Annotated in this window: 20 protein-coding genes; 11 read left to right on the top strand and 9 right to left on the bottom strand. The window is 64.4% G+C overall.

What is annotated here, in order from left to right:
• Positions 1–128: 128 nt before the first annotated feature.
• A complete protein-coding gene (gene ilvA / locus E8E91_RS21985) occupies positions 129–1,706 on the bottom strand; it encodes a threonine ammonia-lyase, biosynthetic (protein ID WP_280378794.1) in 1,578 nt (525 codons plus the stop codon).
• A 234-nt stretch (positions 1,707–1,940) separates the two neighbouring features.
• On the bottom strand, positions 1,941–2,135 hold the full coding sequence (locus tag E8E91_RS21980) for a hypothetical protein (RefSeq protein WP_280371316.1): 195 nt from the start codon (positions 2,133–2,135) through the stop codon (positions 1,941–1,943).
• A gap of 158 nt (positions 2,136–2,293) precedes the next feature.
• Here E8E91_RS21980 and E8E91_RS21975 point away from each other — a divergent pair, with 158 nt between their 5' ends.
• Both E8E91_RS21975 and E8E91_RS21970 read left to right on the top strand, forming a co-directional pair.
• Positions 2,294–3,475, top strand: coding sequence for an MltA domain-containing protein (locus E8E91_RS21975; RefSeq protein ID WP_280378792.1), 1,182 nt, complete (start codon positions 2,294–2,296; stop codon positions 3,473–3,475).
• A 142-nt stretch (positions 3,476–3,617) separates the two neighbouring features.
• A complete protein-coding gene (locus E8E91_RS21970; protein WP_280378790.1) occupies positions 3,618–4,592 on the top strand; it encodes a sensor domain-containing diguanylate cyclase in 975 nt (324 codons plus the stop codon).
• Between the two features lie 235 nt (positions 4,593–4,827).
• On the opposite strand, the gene E8E91_RS21965 is transcribed toward E8E91_RS21970, so the two are convergent.
• Positions 4,828–4,965: a hypothetical protein gene (locus tag E8E91_RS21965; protein ID WP_190834010.1), complete on the bottom strand. Its 138-nt coding sequence runs from the start codon at positions 4,963–4,965 to the stop codon at positions 4,828–4,830.
• A 234-nt stretch (positions 4,966–5,199) separates the two neighbouring features.
• On the opposite strand from E8E91_RS21965, the gene E8E91_RS21960 reads away from it, so the two are divergent.
• The 3 genes from E8E91_RS21960 (at position 5,200) to E8E91_RS21950 (ending at position 8,209) form a co-directional block, all read left to right on the top strand.
• On the top strand, positions 5,200–7,101 hold the full coding sequence (locus E8E91_RS21960) for a potassium transporter Kup (protein WP_280378788.1): 1,902 nt from the start codon (positions 5,200–5,202) through the stop codon (positions 7,099–7,101).
• Positions 7,102–7,417: 316 nt separating this feature from the next.
• Positions 7,418–7,579: a hypothetical protein gene (locus tag E8E91_RS21955; RefSeq protein ID WP_190834006.1), complete on the top strand. Its 162-nt coding sequence runs from the start codon at positions 7,418–7,420 to the stop codon at positions 7,577–7,579.
• Positions 7,580–7,582: 3 nt separating this feature from the next.
• Complete coding sequence (locus E8E91_RS21950) at positions 7,583–8,209, top strand: XRE family transcriptional regulator (RefSeq protein WP_280378786.1); 627 nt, start codon at positions 7,583–7,585, stop codon at positions 8,207–8,209.
• A 268-nt stretch (positions 8,210–8,477) separates the two neighbouring features.
• Here E8E91_RS21950 and E8E91_RS21945 read toward each other — a convergent pair whose 3' ends face one another.
• Entirely contained in the window at positions 8,478–8,981 is a 504-nt protein-coding gene (locus E8E91_RS21945; RefSeq protein WP_280378784.1) for a hypothetical protein, read from the bottom strand.
• 655 nt (positions 8,982–9,636) lie between these two features.
• On the opposite strand from E8E91_RS21945, the gene E8E91_RS21940 reads away from it, so the two are divergent.
• Entirely contained in the window at positions 9,637–12,117 is a 2,481-nt protein-coding gene (locus tag E8E91_RS21940; protein WP_280378782.1) for an EAL domain-containing protein, read from the top strand.
• Between the two features lie 32 nt (positions 12,118–12,149).
• Here the strand turns inward: E8E91_RS21940 and E8E91_RS21935 are convergent, their stop codons facing one another.
• Positions 12,150–12,656 carry an N-acetyltransferase gene (locus E8E91_RS21935; RefSeq protein ID WP_280378781.1) on the bottom strand — a complete coding sequence of 169 codons (507 nt, stop codon included), beginning with the start codon at positions 12,654–12,656 and terminating at the stop codon, positions 12,150–12,152.
• 104 nt (positions 12,657–12,760) lie between these two features.
• On the bottom strand, positions 12,761–13,726 hold the full coding sequence (locus E8E91_RS21930) for a GlxA family transcriptional regulator (RefSeq protein WP_280378780.1): 966 nt from the start codon (positions 13,724–13,726) through the stop codon (positions 12,761–12,763).
• 221 nt (positions 13,727–13,947) lie between these two features.
• Between E8E91_RS21930 and E8E91_RS21925 the strand changes: the two genes are divergently transcribed.
• Together E8E91_RS21925 and E8E91_RS21920 are read left to right on the top strand one after the other, a co-directional pair.
• A complete protein-coding gene (locus E8E91_RS21925) occupies positions 13,948–14,703 on the top strand; it encodes an SDR family oxidoreductase (RefSeq protein WP_280378778.1) in 756 nt (251 codons plus the stop codon).
• Between the two features lie 104 nt (positions 14,704–14,807).
• Positions 14,808–15,218, top strand: a complete 411-nt coding sequence (locus E8E91_RS21920; protein ID WP_280378776.1) for a cupin domain-containing protein — start codon at positions 14,808–14,810, stop codon at positions 15,216–15,218.
• Here E8E91_RS21920 and E8E91_RS21915 read toward each other — a convergent pair.
• A complete protein-coding gene (locus tag E8E91_RS21915) occupies positions 15,211–16,554 on the bottom strand; it encodes an aromatic acid/H+ symport family MFS transporter (protein ID WP_280378774.1) in 1,344 nt (447 codons plus the stop codon). The two genes, E8E91_RS21920 and E8E91_RS21915, sit on opposite strands and share 8 nt — an antisense overlap.
• A gap of 73 nt (positions 16,555–16,627) precedes the next feature.
• Positions 16,628–17,917, bottom strand: a complete 1,290-nt coding sequence (salA, locus tag E8E91_RS21910; protein WP_280378772.1) for a salicylate 1-monooxygenase — start codon at positions 17,915–17,917, stop codon at positions 16,628–16,630.
• Between the two features lie 137 nt (positions 17,918–18,054).
• Here salA and E8E91_RS21905 point away from each other — a divergent pair, with 137 nt between their 5' ends.
• The 3 genes from E8E91_RS21905 (at position 18,055) to E8E91_RS21895 (ending at position 20,507) form a co-directional block, all read left to right on the top strand.
• On the top strand, positions 18,055–18,957 hold the full coding sequence (locus E8E91_RS21905) for a LysR family transcriptional regulator (RefSeq protein WP_280378770.1): 903 nt from the start codon (positions 18,055–18,057) through the stop codon (positions 18,955–18,957).
• 89 nt (positions 18,958–19,046) lie between these two features.
• On the top strand, positions 19,047–19,508 hold the full coding sequence (locus E8E91_RS21900; RefSeq protein WP_280378768.1) for an isoprenylcysteine carboxylmethyltransferase family protein: 462 nt from the start codon (positions 19,047–19,049) through the stop codon (positions 19,506–19,508).
• Between the two features lie 327 nt (positions 19,509–19,835).
• A complete protein-coding gene (locus E8E91_RS21895) occupies positions 19,836–20,507 on the top strand; it encodes a DUF3313 domain-containing protein (RefSeq protein WP_280378766.1) in 672 nt (223 codons plus the stop codon).
• A gap of 85 nt (positions 20,508–20,592) precedes the next feature.
• On the opposite strand, the gene E8E91_RS21890 is transcribed toward E8E91_RS21895, so the two are convergent.
• On the bottom strand, positions 20,593–21,132 hold the full coding sequence (locus E8E91_RS21890; protein ID WP_280378763.1) for a cysteine hydrolase family protein: 540 nt from the start codon (positions 21,130–21,132) through the stop codon (positions 20,593–20,595).
• Positions 21,133–21,237 lie beyond the last annotated feature (105 nt).

Below are 21,237 nucleotides of genomic sequence, written 5' to 3'. Positions count from 1 at the left end.
GATTTCACCTGTGGGAGCGATTTCAATCGCGATGGGTTGTGCAGCGGGGCCTCAAAAATGGGGCGGGCCTAAGGCCCGCTTTCGCGAATGAATTCGCTCCCACAACATCCCCTCGACCCGGAGGAAGATCAGCCCAGGAACAGCTTGCAGGCCGGGTTGTCGCTTTCTTCCCAGTACGGATAACCGATCTCGTCCAGTGCCTCGAAGATCAGGTTGTTCTCATCCTCAGGCACTTGCAGCCCGGCCAGTACGCGACCGTCAGCGGCGCCGTGGTTGCGGTAGTGGAACAGGGTGATGTTCCAGCGCCCGCCCAGTTTGTTGAGGAAGTTGAACAGCGCCCCCGGACGCTCGGGGAACTCGAAGCGGAACAGCCGCTCCTCGCCAATGTACGCAGCGCGACCACCTACCATGTGGCGGATATGCACCTTGGCCAGCTCGTTCTCGGTCAGGTCGAGCACCGGGAAACCCTGTTCTTGCAGGTTCTGCACCAGCGCCGCGCGCGGGTCGGTGAGCGGATGGGTCTGCACGCCAACGAAGATGTGCGCTTCGTCCCCGGAGTTGTAGCGGTAGTTGAACTCGGTGATCTGCCGCCGTCCGAGGGCCTCGCAGAAGGCCTTGAAGGCACCCGGACGCTCCGGCAGGGTCACGGCGATGATCGCCTCGCGCTTCTCCCCCAGCTCGGCGCGCTCGGCCACGTGGCGCAGGCGATCGAAGTTGATATTGGCGCCGGAGTCGATGGCCACCAGGGTCTGGCCGCTGGCGCCATCCCGCTCGACGTACTTCTTGATCCCGGCCACGGCCAGCGCACCGGCAGGCTCGGTGATGGAGCGGGTGTCGTCGTAGATATCCTTGATCGCCGCGCAGATTTCGTCGGCGCTCACCGTCAGCACTTCATCGACGAAATGCCGGCAGACCTCGAAGTTGTGCGCGCCGATCTGCGCCACCGCCACGCCATCGGCGAACAGCCCGACCTGCCCCAGCACCACGCGCTCACCAGCGGCCATTGCGGCCTGCAGGCAGTTGGAGTCTTCCGGTTCGACACCGATCACCTTCACTTCGGGTCGCAGGTATTTCACATAGGCGGCGATACCCGCGATCAGGCTGCCACCGCCCACGGGCACGAAGATGGCGTCGAGGCGGCCGGCGTGCTGGCGGAGGATTTCCATCGCCACGGTACCCTGGCCGGCGATCACGTCCGGATCGTCGTAGGGCGGCACGAAGGTCAGGCCCTGCTCCGCCGCCAGCGTCAGGGCATGGGCCAGGGCGTCGGGGAAGGCATCGCCATGCAGCACCACCTTGCCGCCGCGGGAACGCACGCCGTGGACCTTGAGCTCCGGGGTGGTACGCGGCATCACGATGGTCGCTTCAATGCCCAGCTCCCGCGCCGCCAGTGCCAGACCCTGGGCATGGTTGCCGGCCGAAGCGGCAATCACGCCCCGCGCACGCTCTTCCGCGCTCAACTGCACCACGCGGTTGTACGCGCCACGGATCTTGAAGGAGTAGACCGGCTGCAGGTCCTCGCGCTTGAGCAGCACCTGGTTGCCCAGGCGTTCGCTGAGCTGGCGAGCCGGCTGCAAGGGCGTCTCGATGGCCACGTCGTACACCGGCGCCGCGAGGATCTTGCGCACGTAGTGCTTGAGCAGCGACTCGCGCTCATCCAGCGGGCGCTCGGTGAGGTGTCCGGTTTGGGTGGTGAAGGTGGTCATGCAGGGCTCCTGGTCTTGATTTCGGCGCCCAGGAGACAGAAGGAAAAAACCCGCCTCGAGGGCGGGTTTCTGTTTGGTCGTCGGCTAACCCGCCACTGCTGGAATGGCGGTAATAATCGCGGGGCCGGACAACCAAGGGGAATTAGTCATGGCCGGCAATCTAGAGGGCCTTTAGCCTTCAGGTCAAGCAGCAATTTCATTCAACACAAATGGAAGAATCGCGCTGGACTGCGCTCAGGCGACGTGATCGCGAACCACACGCAGCTCGGCGGCATCCTGGTTCATGCGCTGGATCACGTTGAACAGCTGTTCTTTCAGCGCGGCGTCACCGATTCGGTCAGCCGCGCGCATCACCGCCAGGGCGGCAGCCTCGTTGTTCATGGCCACGGCGTCCAGGGTCTTGCGGAAGTTTCTAATGTTACGAGTCACACCAAAGGCCTCTGTCAAAGCTGGGAGCACCTTATTGAATGAATATTTCCTTTTGATTTCAGTGGCTTGGATCAATGAAACCGTCGGGCAAATTTGACGTTGCGCACACCATTCACCAAGCTACCGACCTCGATTCGTCCCATCAGGAACCGCAAGACGTGATTGCCCCCCTTTTCCGCCGGGGCCGGCTGGCGCTGTGCGTCGCCGCCCTGCTCTCCCTGATCGCCGGTTGCGACAAGGAGCCCACCAAGCCCGAGCCGCCCAAGGTCGATACCTACACCCGTGCGAGCTGGGAAGAACTCCCCGCCAGCAGCGACGCCGATGTGATCGCCGGCTTCACGGCCTGGCGCTCCGCCTGCGCACGCCTGGCCAAGGACCCGATCTGGTCCGCCACCTGCACCAGCGCGGCGCAGGTACAGGAAGATCCGGCCGCCATTCGCGCCTGGCTCAAGGCGCAACTGGAGGTCTACAGCCTGCGCAATGCACGCAACAGTCCCCAGGGCCTGATCACTGGTTACTACGAGCCGGTGTACGCCGGCAGCCTGGAGCAGAGCGAGCAGACACCGGTGCCGGTCTACGGCGTGCCCGAAGACATGATCGTGGTCGCCCTGGACGGCCTCTACCCGGAACTCAAGGGCAAGCGCCTGCGCGGCCGCCTGGAAGGTCGCGTGCTCAAGCCCTATGACGATGCCGCCACCATTCGCAGCCAGGGCGTCAAGGCGCCGGTGCTGGCCTGGCTCACCAACCCGATGGACCTGCAGTTCCTGCAGATCCAGGGTTCCGGCCGCATCCAGCTGGACAGCGGCCGCCAGCTGCGTATCGGCTACGCCGACCAGAATGGCCACCCATATCGGCCGGTAGGCCGTTGGCTGGTGGAACAGGGCCAGCTCAAGCAGGAAGAAGTCAGCATGGGCAAGATTCGCGACTGGGCCAGCGCCAACCCGCAGCGAGTACCGGAACTGCTGGCGAGCAACCCGAGCTTCGTCTTCTTCGGCCTGAATCCCGACAGCAACGAAGGTCCGCGAGGCTCCCTCAACGTACCGCTCACCGCCGGCTACAGCGTGGCCATCGACCGCAAGGTGATCCCGCTGGGCAGTCTGCTCTGGCTCTCCACCAGCCGCCCCGACGGCAGCCCGGTAATCCGCCCGGTCGCGGCCCAGGACACCGGCGGCGCCATCGCCGGCGAAGTGCGCGCCGACCTGTTCTGGGGCACGGGCGCGGAAGCCGGCGAGCTGGCCGGCAACATGAAGCAGCAGGGGCAGATCTGGCTGCTCTGGCCCAAGGGCATCCCCTTGCCCGCCGTGGCCGAACCGGCTCAGGCCCAGGGCAGCAAGTCCTGAGTCCGGGCCTCTTCTTCCCGCAACGGACGACGCGAGCCATCACCTGGCTCGCGAAGCCACTGCCTGAAACCCGATCCGATTAGGTATAAGGAGGTTTCGCGCAACGGACGGCGCCAACCGATTCGGCCAGTACGGGGGCTCCATGAAAGACGACGCAGAAACCACCCAGGAGGTCTACAAGGCCCTGCTGGAATCCACCCGGGCGATCCCATGGAAGATCGACTGGAAGACCATGACCTTCGCCTACATCGGCCCGCAGATCGAAGAATTGCTGGGCTGGAGCCAGTCCAGCTGGGTAAGCGTGAATGACTGGGCCGAGCGCATGCACCCGGATGACCGCGACGCGGTCGTCGCCTTCTGCGTCTCCCAGTCCCAGGCCGGTACCGACCACGAGGCGGACTACCGGGCCCTGACCACGACCGGCGACTACGTGTGGATCCGCGACGTGGTGCACGTGATGCGCAACCCCGATGGCGAGGTGGAAGCGCTGATCGGCTTCATGTTCGACATCAGCGAGCGGAAGAAGGCCGAGCAGCAGCTGATCGACCTGCAGAAGCAGCTGGAGGAGTACTCCTACAAGGACGGGCTGACCGGCGTGGCCAACCGGCGCATGTTCGACTCGGTGCTGGACGTGGAATGGGCCAATGCCCAGCGCACCGGCGAGCCGTTATCGTTGATCCTCCTCGATATCGACTACTTCAAGCAGTACAACGACCACTACGGCCACATCCAGGGCGACGACTGCCTGAAGAACGTGGGCCGTGCGCTGATCAACGCCGCCATCCGCCCCCGCGATTTCGTCGCCCGCTTTGGCGGCGAAGAATTCGTGCTGATCCTTCCCGCCACCGATGAGGCCGCCGCCTGCCAGGTGGCCGAACGCTGCCGCAAGCTGATCCGCGAACAATGCATCCCCCACGAAAAATCCGGCGTTGCCTCGCTGCTCACCATCAGCCTGGGCGTCGGCACTGTGGTGCCCCGGCACGGGGACCAGTCCCTGCCCTTCATCCAGGCCGTCGACCGGCTTCTCTACCGCGCCAAGCAGAAAGGCCGCAACCGCCTGGAGTCGGCGCGCTTCGACAGCACCTGCAGAGTGGAGGAACAGGGCGAAGGTCGCTGATCGGCCCGCCCGTCTCACAACCCTGGCTGGACCGGCGCCCTCGGAATCCAGGTGCCGCGTTCAGCCCCTACGGTCGAATGTTCGGCCCTAGTGGCACACCGCCAGATGCGAAAAAGATGCATTTTAATAGCGCTGAACTTATCGAGCTTGACCGTCACGGCATGAAGTGCCGAATTGCGCCTTGGCACCGTGGCGGTCCTTTTTGCGCTCGATTCGCAAGAGGCGGTGCGGCAACTCAGTGGAAATGTGGCCAGTGCCAATGGTGATGTTCGAACCAGTCCTTGATGAACGGGCGGTTGGTCCAGAACACCATGCCGATGCAGCCGAGGAACAGGCAGGCCATCACGGTCAGCCCGATTGCGTTGACGCTCATCGCAAACCTCCGCACTTGTGGACCGGGTACATCATTCAGCTTACAAGGCGTCTGGCGAACTGGTAGCGACGGGCGCCAGCCGGTCGTTTCCGTCACTTTTTACGCATTCTTTACGCCAGGCCCCACGGCCAGAACGGATACTTGGCGCCCTTCCGTGGCAGCACCTCGTATTCCCCGCCGAATGCCGTGTCTCCAACACCATCCGCACCGCGCCCCGTCCCCCGGAGTGATTCGATGAGTTCCAGCACCCTGGAGCCACAGGCCCATTCTCGCGCCCATTCGTCCTCGTTCGGCCTGCTCGTAGCGGCAGCCGGCGTGGTCTACGGCGATATCGGTACCAGCCCGCTGTACACCCTCAAGGAGGTCTTTGCCGGCCACTACGGTGTGCAGGTCAACGCCGAAGGCGTGCTCGGCATCCTCTCGCTGGTGCTCTGGTCCCTGCTCTGGGTGGTGTCGCTCAAGTACGTGCTGTTCATGCTGCGTGCCGACAACGACGGCGAAGGCGGCGTCATGGCCCTGACCGCGCTGGCGCGCCGTGCCACCGCGGCCTACCCGAGGCTGAGCGGACTGCTGGTGTTGCTGGGCCTGTTCGGCACGGCGCTGTTCTACGGCGACAGCATGATCACCCCGGCCATTTCCGTGCTCTCGGCGGTGGAAGGCCTGGACGTCGCCCTGCCTGGCCTCGGCCACTGGGTCGTGCCGGTCACCGTGGTGCTGCTGATAGGCCTGTTCCTGATCCAGAAACACGGCACGGCGCGCATCGGCATTCTCTTCGGCCCGGTGATGGTGATCTGGTTCGTGGTGCTGGGCATTCTCGGTATCCACGGCATCGTCCAGCGCCCCGAAGTGCTCCAGGCGGTGAATCCCTGGTGGGCGTTCAACTTCTTCCTGGCCCATCCCGGCATCGGCGTCACCATCCTCGGCGCCGTGGTACTGGCGCTGACCGGTGCAGAAGCGCTCTACGCCGACATGGGCCACTTCGGCCGCAAACCTATCGCCCACGCCTGGTTCAGCCTGGTCCTCCCGGGCCTGGTACTGAACTACTTCGGCCAGGGCGCACTGCTGCTGTCCAACCCGGCGGCCGCGCGCAACCCCTTCTACCTGCTGGCGCCGGAATGGGCGTTGATCCCCATGATCGGCCTGGCCACCCTGGCCACCATCATCGCCTCCCAGGCGGTGATCTCCGGGGCCTTCTCCCTGAGCCAGCAGGCCATCCAGCTCGGCTACATCCCGCGCATGCAGATCCAGCACACCTCCAGCGCCGCCCAGGGCCAAATCTACGTCGGCGTGGTGAACTGGGCCCTGATGACCTGCGTGGTCCTGCTGGTGATCGGCTTCGGCTCCTCCGGCGCCCTGGCTGCCGCATACGGCGTGGCGGTGACTACCACCATGCTGATCGACACCTTGCTGGTCTCGTCGGTGATGCTCCTGCTCTGGCGAGTACCACGCTGGCTGGCGGTACCGCTGTTGCTCGGGTTCCTCTTCGTGGACTCGCTGTTCTTCACCGCCAACGTGCCGAAAATCTTCCAGGGCGGTGCCTTCCCGGTGATTGCCGGGGTGATCCTGTTCGTGCTGATGACCACCTGGAAGAGCGGCAAGCGCATCCTCATCGATCGCCTGGACGAAACCGCCCTGCCCCTGCGCGGCTTCGTCGACAGCATCTGCCTGCAGCCGCCGCACCGCGTCGAGGGCACCGCCATCTTCCTCAGCGCAAGTCCCGATGCCGTCCCCCACGCGCTGCTGCACAACCTGCTGCACAACCAGGTGCTGCACCAGCAGGTGGTGCTGCTGACCGTGGTGACCCGCGACACGCCGCGCATCGACGATCACCAGCGCTTCGAAGTCAGCCGCTACGACGGCGGCTTCTATCGCGTCCTGCTGCATTTCGGCTTCATGGAAGAGCCCAACGTGCCGGAAGCCCTGCAAAGCTGCCGCGTCGAGGGGCTGGATTTCACCCCCATGCGCACCACCTACTTCCTCAGCCGCGAAACGGTGATTCCAACCCGTGGCCTGGGCATGTCGCTCTGGCGCGAAGGGCTGTTCGCCTTCCTGCACAAGAACGCCAACAGCAGCATGCGCTATTTCCAGCTGCCGGTTAACCGGGTGATCGAGCTGGGTACGCAGGTCGAGATCTGAAACCGGCCTGGCGCAGCGCTACTGCTGACGCCCTGGTTTCCTCCAATCCCGATGGCTCGGCCCGCAACAGGCCGAGCCTTACCCCACTGAAGTCACCGGCCTGCCCGCTCCCGACGGCACACGTCAGCCGGCATCTTTCGGATCAGGCAATCACCCCACCACAGTCCGCGTCCCAGTGCGCCGCAAGGGCGAAATGAGTCCTTGGGTTTAAATAACCCGATGGAATTACAAAATATTAATTAAGTATTTATTGACCTAAGAACACAAAGGCTAGTCTAGCTCCGTCACCCCTCAGGACTCCCGCAGGAGCTGCATCATGGACCGTACCGACAACGTCATTGACCTCGCCCGCTATCGCACGCGCCGTCAGGCACGCCGCATGGCCGAGCTGATGTGGACGATGTACGCCTGCCGGGCGGGATTCGGGGCTTTCCAGCTCACCCAGCAGCAGCGGAACACTGGCATTCGTGAGGCGTGAATCATGGGCCAGTCACTACCTCTGGACGCCCATGAGCAGGTGTTGCTGCCGGCAACCGGCGTAGACGACCCGATCAGCCAGCGCGTTGCCAGCAATCTGTTGCGCCTGCGCAGCAAGCGCAACCTGTCACTGGACGGCCTTGCCCGCGCTTCCGGCGTGAGTCGCGCCATGCTGGCGCAGATCGAGTCCGGGCGCAGTGTTCCCTCCATCAAGGTGCTGTGCAAGATTGCCCAGGGCCTCAAGGTCTCGGTGGCGGCCTTTCTTGATGACCGTGCCTTCGACGGTGTCGCGGTATTGCCGGCGCGCCAGAGCAAGCGCCTGGTGAACAGCGACGGCAGTTTCGTCAGCCGCGCGCTGTTCCCCTTCGATTGCTCGCGCCAGGTGGAATTCTATGAACTGCGCCTGGCGGGACTGGCCACCGAGGACTCTCCCGGACATGCTCCGGGCACCCAGGAAAACCTGGTTGTCGCCCAGGGCGTGCTGGAAATCAGCGTGAACGAGGAACGCTTCCTGCTCGCCACCGGCGATTCGATCCTGTTCTACGCCGATCAGCCGCACACCTACCGCAATCCCTCCAACAGCGAAGCGGTGGCGTATCTGGTCACCACCTACGCCGAGCGGCTCGACTGATCGCCGGTGGAGGTGAACAGGCTTCACCGGTCCACCAGCAGTAGTTAATGGCGGATGTAGGAGCCAGCTTGCTGGCGAACCTCCTGAGCGAACCTTTCGCGAGCACGCACGCTCCTACACCAAGGCCGTGCGTAGGGTGAATCACGCTTCATCGATCCACTGTCAGTGCCCACCCAAGCCGAGAGTGTGACCCGGGCGCCGTGCCAGAACTTTCGAGCACAAAAAAGCCCGGCGGGTTTCCCTGCCGGGCTTTTTCACGTCCTGCCGATCAGCAGGTGCAGCACATCATCGGCATGCCGTTGCAGCTCATCATCATCGGCATGCCGCACTCCATCATTTTCATCATCAGGGCGCAGCAGTTCTTGAACATCTCCATGTTCATGCCCTGCATCGGCATCATCTTGCACATCATGGCGTCGCCCTGCATGGAGCACTCCATCATGCACTTCATGGACGGCATGGGCATGCCCATACCCATCATCGGCATCATGTTCATCATCGGCATCATCGCCATGCCGGCCTGGGACATGCACATCATCGACATGTTGCCGCAGTGCATCATCATCGGCATGCCGCAGTTCATCATCATCGCCATCATGTCCGCACTGTTGCGGAACATCGCCATGTCCATGCCCATGGCCGGCATCATCTTGCACATCATGCCGTCGTCCTGCATGTCGCACTGCATGGTGGCCATCATCATGGGCATGCCCATCATCGGCATCATGGTATTGGCGGACATCGGCATCTGCATCTGCATGGCATTCATCATGGTGGAGCTCCCTCAAAGGATGGAATGAGTAACCGGATGGGGGCCGATTCTAGGAGCGCGAATCCGGCGAACAAGATGGCGAGACAGCGTCGGCCAGTTACGTTCTGCCTGCGATTTCCTCATCCATGACAGCGCCTCCGTTCGTGATAGCTGCGGGCTTCGCGCTATCGCGAACAGGAAGGCATCGACAACGTCCTTATTGGCGCAATGGATATTCGAATCAGGAATTAGCAAATAACCCTAGTGAATATTCAATCTAACGGCCGGGCAGTTTTTTCGTTTCAGCCGCTCGTCCATACGAAGCCGGAAGAGCCCGAGCTTGAGCGCCCCGCCCCTGCTCTGCATCAGTTGCCGCCAACCCCCGCACACGCAGTCGAGGCAACAGGTGGTTTGCGCGAGGCTACGCCGTGAGGGGATCCGGCAACTGATCTCCGCCCCGACGACAGCCCGTCGCCGCCCGCGCACCAGCAGTCGCGCCCACTCAATAATGGCCAATCCATGGCTATGCTTTGAGTGTCGCCATACCGAACGGAAAACGATCTCCGGCACCTGACCCGAGGGAGTTCCGGCACAGACGTTGAGAGAACGGGACATCTGGCGTTTGTAGCGTCGCTTATCAAGCCCGAACATAAGGACGATGGCTGGAGATCGTGAAATGGACTCTTTCGAAGGTGAAAGCGCCGCAAATCAAGCAATCTCCGCCCAATCGAACACCCCACGTACGACCCGCTGGCATCGCATGTACTTCTTCCTCGCCGGCTTCGATGTACTGGTCGTCGTGCTGAGCGTGCTGCTGAACCACCTGATCGTCGACACCTACCACCGCTCCATCAAGGCCAACCAGTCCTGGGTCCTGCAACTGTCGTCGTACTCGACCCTGGGCAGCCTGGCATCGGACGTCAACGCCCCCGGCAACAACGTGTTCGATACCCATGACGTCGAGTCCGAATCGCGGAACATGACCGCTGCGCTGGACACCTTCAACCATCACCTGGCGATGGCCAAGCAGCAGCTGGAGGCCCGGATCGCCAACCAGGCCGATCACAGCGTCGACATCCAGGCCTACACCATCGCGCTGAAGGACGAAGTCGCCGAAGTGGACGCCGCGATGGTGGAGATGGTGAAGGAAGCCTCGCTGATATTCTCGTTCTTCCGGCAAGGCAAATCGGACGACGCCGGCAAGCGCATGGCGACCATGGACAGGAAGTACGCCATGCTGCTCGCCTCCCTCGCCACGGTGCGCGAGCGTGTCGGACAGATCCAGAGCCGGCTGCTTGAAGAAGAACTGGAGTCGGTGGAAGAGCTCCGCCGGATCGAGTACGCGATCATGGTGTTCGTGCTGATGATGGTCAGCGCAGCGGTGTTCTATGGCCGGCGAATCAAGCGGGAAATGGAGGGCCACGCCGCCGAACGCGATGGCTACCTCGCCGTCCTTCGCGCCAGCGAGCGGCAGTTCCGCCAGCAGGCATCGCTGCTGGACAAGGCCCAGGACGCCATCGTCGTCCACGACATGGAGCACCGTATCCTCTATTGGAACAAGAGCGCCGAGCGCCTCTACGGGATGACCCGAGAGGAAGCCCTAGGCCAGTCGGCCGCAGAACTGATCTACCAGGATCACGCCGCCATCGATGCGGCCACCCAGAGTCTGATCGAGACGGGAGACTGGTCGGGCGAAGTGACCTTGCGGCGCCGGGATGGCACCACCATCACCTTCGAAAGCCACCGCACCCTGGTGCGCGACGAAAACGCCGAGCCGCAGTCGGTGCTGTCGATCAATACCGACATCAGCCATCGCAAGGCGGCCGAACGGGAGGTCAATCGCCTGGCCTTCTACGACCAGCTGACGGGTCTGGCCAATCGCCGCCTCATGCTGGACCGCCTGCAGCACGTGCTCGCCGGCGGCATGCGCAACCCGCACACCAGTGCGGTGATCCTGATCGACCTGGACAACTTCAAGGCGCTAAACGACACGCTGGGCCATGACCGTGGCGACCTGCTGCTGCAACAAGTGGCCCAGCGCCTCTCCACCTGCATTCGCGAAAGCGACACCGTGGCGCGCCTGGGCGGTGACGAATTCGTGGTGCTGCTGGAGGGGCTCAGCGAGAACCCGCCGGACGCCGCCATCCAGGCCAAGGCCATCTGCGAGAAGATCCTGAGCTCGCTGAACATCTCCTACCACCTGGACGGCTACGAGCACCACAGCACGCCCAGCCTCGGCATCGCCCTGTTCCAGGGACAGCTGAACACGGTGGACGACATCATGAAGCGCGCCGACCTGGCGATGTATCGCGCCAAGGCGGCGGGCCGCAACACCATGCGCTTCTTCGATCCGGAAATGCAGGCGGTCGCCACCGCGAGGGCGCGGCTCGAAGCCGACCTGCGCCAGGGCCTGCAGGACAAAGACCTGCTGCTGCATTTCCAGCCGCAGGTGAACAGCTCCGGGCGCATCATCGGCGCGGAGGCGCTCATGCGCTGGCAGCACCCTGAACGGGGCATTGTGTTCCCGGCCGAATTCATTCCCCTGGCCGAGGAAACCGGCCTGATCCTGCCGCTGGGCCGCTGGGCCCTCCAGGCCGCCTGCGCCCAACTGGTGGCCTGGGCCAGGCACCCGGATACCGCCCGGCTGGTCATGGCGGTGAATGTCAGCGCGCGCCAGTTCCACCACCCCGACTTCGTGGAAGAGGTGCTGACCGTGCTGCGGTACACCGGCGCCGACCCGAAGAAACTCAAGCTGGAACTGACTGAAGGCATGCTGGTGGAGGACATGGAAGGCACGGTCGCCAAGATGGTCGAGCTGAAGGAAATCGGCATCGGCCTGTCGCTGGACGACTTCGGCACCGGCTACTCGTCGCTCTCCTATCTGAAGAGCCTGCCGCTGGACCAGCTCAAGATCGACCAGTCCTTCATCCGCGACGTGTTGATCGACCCCAACGACGCCGCCATCGCCTGCGCGATCGTGAGCCTGAGCCATATCCTTGGCCTATCGGTCATGGCCGAAGGCGTGGAAACCGAAGCCCAGCGCAGTTTCCTCGTCAGCCACGGCTGTCAGGCATTCCAGGGCTACCTGTTCTCCCGCCCGCTGGCACCCGAGCAGTTCCGGCAGTACGTGCATGAACGGGTGATGGCCGAGAACTAGCGCGGGCCGGCCGCCTTCCGCTCGCGGCAGCGCTATTCCGTCGCGTCGAAGGCCTCGTGGTAGCTCACGCTGCCCGTCGGGAATTCGCCATCGAACGAGAGCGCCTGGAAGTATTCGGGTGGCACGCCAGGCAGCACCAGGCCAGGCCTCACCTCGAAACCGAAGCGCCCGTAGTAGCCGGGATCCCCCAGCAACACGCAGCCGGTGCCGCCCAGGCGATGTAGTTCCGCAAGCGCCGCCCGCATCAAGGTCGAACCGATGCCCTGGCCATGGCGTTCCGGCCATACGGAGATCGGCCCGAGGCCGTACCAGCCCGTCGCACCGGACGACAGAGTCACCGGCGATATCGCAACGTGGCCGACAATGGCATCACCCTCTTCCGCCACCAGGGAAATCGTCAGGCGCCCGGCACGCCGCAGCGCGTTGACGATGAACTGCTCGGTGTGGCTCGAGTGCGCTTCGTGCCGGAAGGCAGCTTCGGTGAGTCGGGAAATGGTCTCGATGTCTTCGACGCGTTCATTGCGAACACTGATGTTCATGCAGATTTTCTCTTTGGTGTCCGGGCCGACTGTGCCCCACGGCGTCCGAACAGGGGTGGAAGGTTGGGGGCGAAGGGCGCCACCTTCCAGCAATGCGGCACGGCTTACAAGGCCTGGCGCAAGGTGTCGACCCGGCGCGCGCAGCGTCGCAGCTCCTGCGGCGTGCGTCCGACGACCCGCAGGAAGCTCTGGCACATGCGACCAGCGTCGATGAAGCCGTTCAGGCGGGCGATTTCCTCGAAGGTCTGCCGGCCATCCTCCACCTGCGGTCGGGCCGCTTCCACCCGCAGGCGCTCCACCGCCCGGGCCGGTGTGGTGCCGGTGGACGATGCGAAGGCCCGCCCGAACTGCCTGACGCTGAGGTTCGCCACCCCGGCGAGGCGCTCGACCGACAGCTTGTCGCCCAGGTGTTCGCGCGCGAAGCTGAGCGTCGCGCGAATGCGATCGGAGCCTGGATCGAAATCCAGCAGCGAGGAGAACTGGTACTGGCCACCCGGTCGCCGGAAGTAAACGACCAGCATCCGCGCGACCGCCAAAGCGGTTTCCTTGCCCAGATCCTGCTCGATCATCGCCAGGGTCATGTCGATGCCGGCGGACATGCCGGCTGACGTCCATATGTCACCGTCTTCGCTCCACATCCGGTCGCCATCGACCCGCAGTGCGGGGTAGCGCGCCTGCAGCTGCGCCGCGTAGTACCAGTGGGTGGTGGCGACCCGGCCGTCGAGCAGGCCGCTGGCGGCCAGCAGGAAGGCACCCGTGCAGACGCTGGCGGTCCGGCGCGAACGCCTGGCGACCTGGCCAATGGCCGCCGCCACGTCGGCCACCCAGTCGCCCTCCGGCGGTTCAGGGGCACCCACCACCATGAAGGTGTCGAAGGCAATCGGCCACAAGGGTTCGGTGAACACGGGAAGCCCGCAGGCGCTGCGCACCATCCCGCCGTTCATGGAGACGACCGTCAGCGCGTAGTCGGCAGATGCGAGCTGGTTGGCGTTGGAAAAGGCTTCGAGCGGCCCGCTCAGATCCAGCAGTACGAAGCCCGGATAGACCAGAATGCCGACGCGACGGTTCATGGCTGAAATCCCACGATCAATGTCCTAGGCGGATACCGGCTGCGGTCCTAACGTGGTCATCAATGCGAATAACTGTCGATTGGGCGGTGCCCGAAGCGCCACCCTACGACCCTGAAGGTTCCCGCCAGCCAACCAATCGCGAGTGTAGCCCCACCGCGAAGCGCGCTCGCCCCGTGCCGACAAGTGCACCTACCGGTGCCCGAACACCTGGAGGCATCCGCATGAAAATCGTCGTTATCGGAGGAACAGGCCTTATCGGAACCCAACTCTGCAGCCTGCTTCGCCAGCGGGGGCATGATGTTCTGCCGGCCTCCCCCAGAACCGGCGTCAACGCCATGACCGGCGAAGGCTTGCAGGTAGCGCTGCAGGGGGCCGAGGTGGTGGTCGACGTCGCCAACTCGCCGTCGTTCGAAGACGCCGCCGTACTGGAGTTCTTTGAAAAATCCGGCCGCAATCTTTCCGCCGCGGAAAAGGCCGCCGGCGTGAAACACCATGTCGCCCTTTCCGTTGTGGGCACGGAGCGCATGCTCGCCAGCGGTTACTTCCGCGCCAAGATGGCCCAGGAGAAGCTGATCGAGGAAGCGGACGTGCCCTACTCCATCCTCCGCGCCACCCAGTTCTTCGAGTTCATCGGCGCCATCGCCCACTCCGGCACCGAGGGCAATGTCATCCGCCTGCCAGCAGCCGAATTCCAGCCGATCGCCTCGGTCGACGTCGTCGCGGCGCTGGCCAATGTCGCCGAGCAGGCGCCCAGCAATCGGATGACAGAGGTCGCCGGGCCAGACCGCTTGCCGATGGTCGCCTTCATCAAGGCCTACCTCCAGCACAACGAGGACCCACGGGAGGCCATCGCCGACGACAAGGCCACCTACTTCGGCGCGCCGATCGACGACCGCTCGCTGACGCCTGGCGATAACCCTCTCGTCGGCAGCGTCCACTTCACTGACTGGCTCAAGAACGCCTCGGCACCTCGCTAGCGGGCGGGCCAACGCCATTGCCGGCGGCGGGTAGCCACCTCTCCGCCCACCGCCGTCCCGTGGCGTACCCGGCGTGTCCAGGAACTCCGGATGAGGAATCCCCCATGCAGATCCAGCCTCTCTCCGCCCTGCTCTTGCTGTGCTGCAGCGCAGCCGTACTGGCCGAGGACAAGGTCGCCCCTGCTCCACCTCCAATCGTCGAACAGGTGATGCTAAAGGAGCTTCCCGACTACCCCGGCAAGGAAGTGCTGATGCTCACGGTGGAATATCCGCCCGGCGGCGCCGATCCGGTCCACCGCCACGACGCCCATGGTTTCATCTACGTGCTCGAAGGCTCCGTGGTCATGGGCGTGGCGGGCGGCAAGGAAGTCAAGCTGACGCCAGGTCAGAGCTTCCATGAAGGGCCCGAGGACCTGCACACGGTTGGCCGTAACGCGAGCAAGGAGAAGCCCGCCAAGTTCCTGGTCTTCCTCCTGAAGGACATCGGCAAGCCGCCGGTGATACCGGTCAACTGAGCGGTTTCTCCAGCGCCACGTCGGCCTGTACGGCTATCACCGGCCGCTGCCAGAGGAACACCAGGATGGCAGCGGCGCCGACCAGGCCCGGCAGTGCAAAGGCAAGGAAGCTCGCCTGGATCGGCACCTGCGCGGCATGCAGCGCGCCGCCCAGCAGCGGGCCGATGATGGCGCCGATGCGGCCAATGCCCATGGCCCAGCCCAGGCCGGTGGAACGGATATGCGCCGGGTAGAACTGCACGGTGCAGGCGTTGGCCAGAATCTGCGTACCGATGGTGCAGGCGCCGGCAATGCCGATCAGCAGGTACAGCACCGGCAGCGGGGACTTCAGCGCCAGCAGGCTGAGGGACAACGCGCCCAGGGTGAAGAAGGCGAACAGCACGCGGCCGAGGCCGATGCGGTCCCCGAGCCAGCCACCGCCAATGGCCCCGAAGATGGCGCCGAAGTTCAGCACCAGCAGGAACGCCAGGCTGGAATTGAGCCCATATCCCGCGGCATTCATCAGTTTTGGCAACCAGGAGCTCAGGGCGTAGACCATCAGCAGGCAACAGAAGAACGCCACCCAGAGCATCAGGGTGTTCAGTGCACGGCCGTAGTGGAAGAGCTGGGAAATGGCGACCTTGCCCGCCTGTCCGCCCGCCAGCTGCAACCGATCGCCCGCATCTGGTCGATAGTCGGGGATGGCTTTCGCCAGCAGTTCCCGCGCGCGCTCGACCTCACCCTGACGCACCAGGAAGTTGATCGACTCGGGCAACTGGCGCACCAGCAGCGGCAGTACCAACAGCGGCACCACGGCCACGAAGAACACCGACTGCCAGCCCCAGGCGGGCATCAGTGCCATGCCCAGCCCGGCGGACAGCATGCCGCCCACGGAATAGCCACTGAACATGACCGCCACCAGGGTGCTGCGGATCTTCTTCGGCGCGTATTCGTTCATCAGCGCCACGACGTTGGGCATGACGCCACCGATGCCAAGCCCGGCGATGAAGCGGCAGACTGCGAACTCCTCGGGCGTGCGCGCAAACCCATTGATCACGGTGAAGCCGCTGAACAACATCACGCAGGTCATGATGGTCTTGCGCCGTCCGATGCGGTCCGACAGCGGGCCGAAGAACAGCGCGCCGAGCATCATCCCCACCAGCGCGCAGCTGCCGAGCAGGCCGGCCTGCAATGCGGTGAGGTTCCAGGTCTGCATCAGCTCGGGCAGCACCACGCCGTAGATGACCAGGTCATAGCCGTCGAAAATGATGATCAGCGCGCACCAGAACAGCACGCGCGCGTGGAAGGCATTGAAACGGGCCCCGTCGAGCAGGGCGGAAACATCGATGGTACGCATGGCATGGCTCTTCTTGTCATTGTTATAGAGCCGGGGCGGCCGTCTGGGTCCACCCCGGTGAAAGGGCGCGGAATCAGGCGCAGTGGATGAGGGCCTGCCAGCCCAGGCGCGCGCGGGCCTCGCCCACGTCGGCCTCCAGGTCATGGTTCCACAGCCAGTCGAAACGGCTGGCCAGGGTCGCGCCCAAGGCCTGTTCGTCATCACCCACGGCAGGGTCGCGCAGTTCGTAGAGTTCGCCCGCCTCTCGGGAGGTGCGCTGCACGCGACAGGCCCTGGGGCGGCGCAGTGCATCGTAGGCCGCCAGCAGCTCACCGAGGTTGTCCTGACCCACTTGCGGGTCGCCCAGCAGGCGGGCCAGGAAGTACGCGTCCTCCAGCCCCTGCCCCGCCCCGGCGCCCTGGTGCGGCAGCATGGCGTGAGCGGCATCGCCGATCAGGGCCACGCGGCCATGGACGTAGCCGGGCAGTTCGGCCAGGTCGTGCAGCGCCCAGTAGGTCGGCTTCGGGATGCACTCCAGGAGGATGCGCGCGGCGTCGCCCCAACCCGTGAAGGCGCGAAGCATCTCCTCCTGGCTCGCCTCGCGCACCCAGGGTGCGTCCTGGGGCCATTGGGGATCGGGCTGGCTGCGGTCTGAGACGAAGGCCACCACGTTGATGATGCGACCCTGCTTCACCGGGAAGGTGAGGATATGGGCGTCGAGGCCCAGATACATCTGTGGCACGTCCACCAGATGCTCGTCGACGCCGGCAGCGCGATAGGCCTCCCGCAGGTGCTGGCTGTCGATCAGGCCACGGTAGGCGCAGGTACCGCTGAAGCGGGGTGCGGCCGGCGCGGCGCCGATTCCTTCCAGCACATGGCCGCGAATGGCGGACTTGATGCCATCAGCGGCGATCAGCAGGTCACCCACGTAGTCGCTGCCGTCGGTGAACCGCACGCGAACCTCATCACCCTGCTGCTCCACGCCCACGGCGCGCTTGTTGAAGCGGGCCACGCCTTCGGGCAGACGGCTGGCCAGCACGTCGAGGAAGTCCGCGCGGTGCACCGAAGACTGCCCCACGCCAGGGGCCACGCTGGCGCCGATGTAGCCGGCATCGTCGCTGCGGCGCCATTCGAACCAGACGTCCTGCCAGGGCTCCGGCGTGCGGTCGGCGGCGAGCCCGTAAGGCTCCGCCAGGCCGAGGCCGGCGATGGCGCGGACCGCATTGGCGCCGAAGGAAACGCCTGCCCCCACTTCACCGAAGGCCGCTGCAGATTCGAAGAGCTGGACATCGAGATGGGAGTGGCGGCACAGGTCCAGTGCCAGGGCGACGCCGGAAATTCCGCCGCCGATGATGCCGATGCGCAAGGCAGGCTTCTTGCTCATGTTCGTACCCATGATGGTGTTGTTGTTGGAGTGGAACCATCATGGCCAAGCCAGAAATATTGATAAATGCACCAACTCGCATACAGACTATTTCAAGCATGAATATTCCTCTCACCCCACTCCCATGAGAGACGCCCATGGACTTGCGCGACCTGGACCTGAATCTGCTGGTGGTGTTCAACCAATTGCTCGTCGACCGGCGCGTCTCCACGGCCGCCGACAACCTGGGACTGACCCAGCCCGCCGTCAGCAACGCCCTCAAGCGCCTGCGCACCACCCTGCAGGACGACCTTTTCGTGCGCACTTACCAAGGGATGGAGCCCACGCCCTACGCCGAGCAACTGGCTGAACCCGTCTCGCTGGCGATTCACACCCTGCGCGACGCCCTGAGCCGGCAGGACAGCTTCGACCCGCTCACCAGCGAGCGCACCTTCACCATCGCCATGACCGACATCGGCGAGATCTACTTCACCCCGCGCCTGATGGACGCCCTCACCCACCTGGCGCCCAGGTGCCGCATCAGCACCGTGCGCAACAACGCGGTGACGCTGACCGAGGCCCTGCAGAACGGCACCGTCGATCTCGCCGTGGGCTTGCTCCCGAACCTGCAGGCAGGCTTCTACAAACGCCACCTGTTCAACCATCGCTACGTCTGCATGTGCCGCAAGGGCCACCCGGCCACCGCCGAGCCGCTGACCCTGGAGCGCTTCTGCGCCTACGGCCACGTGCGGGTGGTTGCCGCGACCACCGGCCACGGCGAGGTCGACGCGCACATGGCGCGCCTGGGCATCGAGCGCGATATCCGCCTGGACGTGCCGCACTTCGTCGCGGTGGGCCACATTCTCCAGCGCACCGAACTGCTGGCCACCGTGCCGGAGCGCTTCGCCGCGTCCTGCGTCGAACCCTTCGGCCTGGTTGCCCTGCCCCACCCGGTCCAGTTGCCGGAGATCGACATCAACCTGTTCTGGCACGCCAAGTACCATCGGGACCCCGCCACGCGCTGGCTCAGGCAGTTGATGTTCGAACTCTTCGCGGATTGACGCGCAATGTCGCGGCGGCCGACCGCTGCTAAAGTCCCGGGTTGGCGCCACCCGGCCCAAGCGAGCACAGACAGAAAAGGAATCGAATCATGAACTGGATGGAACACCGCATACCGCCACCCCTGGTTGCCGTACTGTTCGGCGTCCTGATGTGGCTGCTCGCCCGCTGGGTGCCCGGCATCGACGCGGCCGCCGGCTGGCGCATCGCCCTTGCGCTGCTGGTGCTCGCAGCCGGCGTTGCGGTCTGCCTGAGCGGCGTCCTGTCGTTTCGCCACGCCGGAACCACGGTCAACCCGCTACAGCCGGAAACCGCGTCCTCCCTGGTCAGCTCCGGCATCTACCGCCACACCCGCAACCCGATGTACCTCGGCTTCGCCATCGCCCTGGTCGCCTGGTCGATCTACCTCGCGTCCCCCGTCGCGCTGCTGGGCGTGGCCGGGTTCGTGCTCTACATGAACCGCTTCCAGATCGGCCCCGAAGAGCAGGCGCTGGCGACCCTGTTCGGGGAGTCCTTCAGCGCCTACCGGGGCCGCGTGCGTAGGTGGCTCTAGCTATCACGGACCTCAGAACTCCAGAGTGGCCATGACCTGAAGGCGGGTCAGGCTGCGGGCCTGCGGCTGGCCCCATTCCACCCCGAGAGCAGTCTTGAAGAATGCGAGTGCTTCCAATTACTTGCATACCACTCGCCGTCTACGACTCTTCGCGCACCTGAGTTGAGCGGCAGGCGCCCTTTCCTTTGCGCAACGCACTGGCATCCGCCATGCGACCAACTACGCTTCTGCTGTCGCCGCCCTCCGGCCGGAAAAGGGCGAGACAGACAGCATTTGGTACTACCCCGGAAGTTCCCCCATACAAGCCATTACTGGTAAGGCGAAATCATGCGACTCAACCCTCTCGTCGTATCGTTCAGCGCAATCCTGACCCTTGGCGGCTGCTCCAGCACCATGGTCGAACCCAGCCACTATTCGGGATTCCTTCCGAACTACAGCGTCCTCCAGGAACAGGAGACCGCCAGCGGTGCCAAGGTGGCGCGCTGGGTCGATCCATCCCTGGACCTGTCGCGCTACAGCAGCCTGTATATCGAGCCCAGCCAGTTCCACCCAAAACCTCAGCCGAGCCAGCAGATCTCCCAGGCGACCCTCGATGAGATCACGCGTTACTACGACACCGCGCTTCGCCGCGAGATGGGCTCGGTAGTCAAGATCACCGACTCCCCGACGGCAGACAGCCTGGTCCTGCGTCCGGCGATTACCGCCGTGTCCGCTTCGACCGAAGGCCTCAAGCCCTACGAAGTAATTCCCATCGCCCTGGTGGTCGCCGCCACCACCACCGCAATTGGTACGCGCGACCAGGAAGTGGAGATCGCCACCGAAGCCATGGTGCTCGACGGCAGTACGTCCAAGGTCGTTGCAGAGGTCGTGCGCAAGGGCACCGGCACCAGTCTGGAGAACAAGGAAACCGCGCTGACGGTCCAGAACATCAAGCCGGTGATCGACGGCTGGGCGAAAGACATGCGCCTCAGCTACGAGCAGATCAAGAACAAGCGCTGACCCCTACCCCGCCATCACGACAACTGCCCTCCGCCGGAGGGCAGTAACCACTCCTCAGATAACGCCAGTCATATCCCGGACGACTTCAGCCCTCGATGCTGACTGACGCAGCCGGAATCACCTGCGCCCGCACGCCGAAGCTGGATATGCTGCCGAGCACCGCATTGTGGTGGGCGATGATCTGTGGCGCGGAGATAGCGGCGTTGTCCAGCGTCGAGTGCGCATCCTCCGGCAGCACCACGTGGTAACCCAGCGCCAGGGCTCGGCGCACCGTGGTATCGACGCAGTAGTCAGTCTGCAGGCCGCAGACGATCAGGCGCTGGATATCGCGCGACTGCAGCACATCCTGCAGGTTGGTGCGGTGGAAGGAATCCGGCGTGGACTTGCGCACCCGGATGTCGCTCTCGGCCACGGCCAGATCATCCGCCAACTGCCAGCTCTCGGTGTCGTACTCGAACTCGCCGTTGGGCTCTTCATGCTGGACCAGCACAACGGCAATGCCAGCGGCTCGCGCCCTGCTGCTGAGGCCGTTGATGGTGGCGATCACCCGGTCGATTTCGAACGCGGCGTACTCGCCAACGCTGATCGCTCGCTGGACATCGATGATCAGGAGTGCGGTATTCATGGCGAATCATCCTTGAGGAGGGAAAGCAGGCAGATTAAGACGCCTCCTCCGCCGACGCCAGCGCACGCTGCACCGTTACGAATGCGGCATTTTCTGGCAGCCTTG

Origin of the sequence: Pseudomonas sp. BN515 (genome assembly GCF_029873155.1) — a bacterium.
Lineage (GTDB): Bacteria > Pseudomonadota > Gammaproteobacteria > Pseudomonadales > Pseudomonadaceae > Metapseudomonas.
This window is presented reverse-complemented; position numbering and strand designations above follow the sequence as displayed.

Bases quoted from the DNA above. Each gene is read 5' to 3' on its own strand.
- E8E91_RS21955 (WP_190834006.1), top strand. From the start codon at position 7,418: ATGGACCGTACCGACAACGTCATTGACCTCGCCCGCTATCGCACGCGC.
- E8E91_RS21935 (WP_280378781.1), bottom strand. From the start codon at position 12,656: ATGAACATCAGTGTTCGCAATGAACGCGTCGAAGACATCGAGACCATT.
- E8E91_RS21905 (WP_280378770.1), top strand. From the start codon at position 18,055: ATGGACTTGCGCGACCTGGACCTGAATCTGCTGGTGGTGTTCAACCAA.
- E8E91_RS21895 (WP_280378766.1), top strand. From the start codon at position 19,836: ATGCGACTCAACCCTCTCGTCGTATCGTTCAGCGCAATCCTGACCCTT.
- E8E91_RS21970 (WP_280378790.1), top strand. From the start codon at position 3,618: ATGAAAGACGACGCAGAAACCACCCAGGAGGTCTACAAGGCCCTGCTG.
- E8E91_RS21960 (WP_280378788.1), top strand. From the start codon at position 5,200: ATGAGTTCCAGCACCCTGGAGCCACAGGCCCATTCTCGCGCCCATTCG.
- salA (WP_280378772.1), bottom strand. From the start codon at position 17,917: ATGAGCAAGAAGCCTGCCTTGCGCATCGGCATCATCGGCGGCGGAATT.
- E8E91_RS21940 (WP_280378782.1), top strand. From the start codon at position 9,637: ATGGACTCTTTCGAAGGTGAAAGCGCCGCAAATCAAGCAATCTCCGCC.
- E8E91_RS21930 (WP_280378780.1), bottom strand. From the start codon at position 13,726: ATGAACCGTCGCGTCGGCATTCTGGTCTATCCGGGCTTCGTACTGCTG.
- E8E91_RS21925 (WP_280378778.1), top strand. From the start codon at position 13,948: ATGAAAATCGTCGTTATCGGAGGAACAGGCCTTATCGGAACCCAACTC.
- E8E91_RS21890 (WP_280378763.1), bottom strand. From the start codon at position 21,132: ATGAATACCGCACTCCTGATCATCGATGTCCAGCGAGCGATCAGCGTT.
- E8E91_RS21900 (WP_280378768.1), top strand. From the start codon at position 19,047: ATGAACTGGATGGAACACCGCATACCGCCACCCCTGGTTGCCGTACTG.
- E8E91_RS21945 (WP_280378784.1), bottom strand. From the start codon at position 8,981: ATGATGAATGCCATGCAGATGCAGATGCCGATGTCCGCCAATACCATG.
- E8E91_RS21965 (WP_190834010.1), bottom strand. From the start codon at position 4,965: ATGAGCGTCAACGCAATCGGGCTGACCGTGATGGCCTGCCTGTTCCTC.
- E8E91_RS21915 (WP_280378774.1), bottom strand. From the start codon at position 16,554: ATGCGTACCATCGATGTTTCCGCCCTGCTCGACGGGGCCCGTTTCAAT.
- ilvA (WP_280378794.1), bottom strand. From the start codon at position 1,706: ATGACCACCTTCACCACCCAAACCGGACACCTCACCGAGCGCCCGCTG.
- E8E91_RS21920 (WP_280378776.1), top strand. From the start codon at position 14,808: ATGCAGATCCAGCCTCTCTCCGCCCTGCTCTTGCTGTGCTGCAGCGCA.
- E8E91_RS21950 (WP_280378786.1), top strand. From the start codon at position 7,583: ATGGGCCAGTCACTACCTCTGGACGCCCATGAGCAGGTGTTGCTGCCG.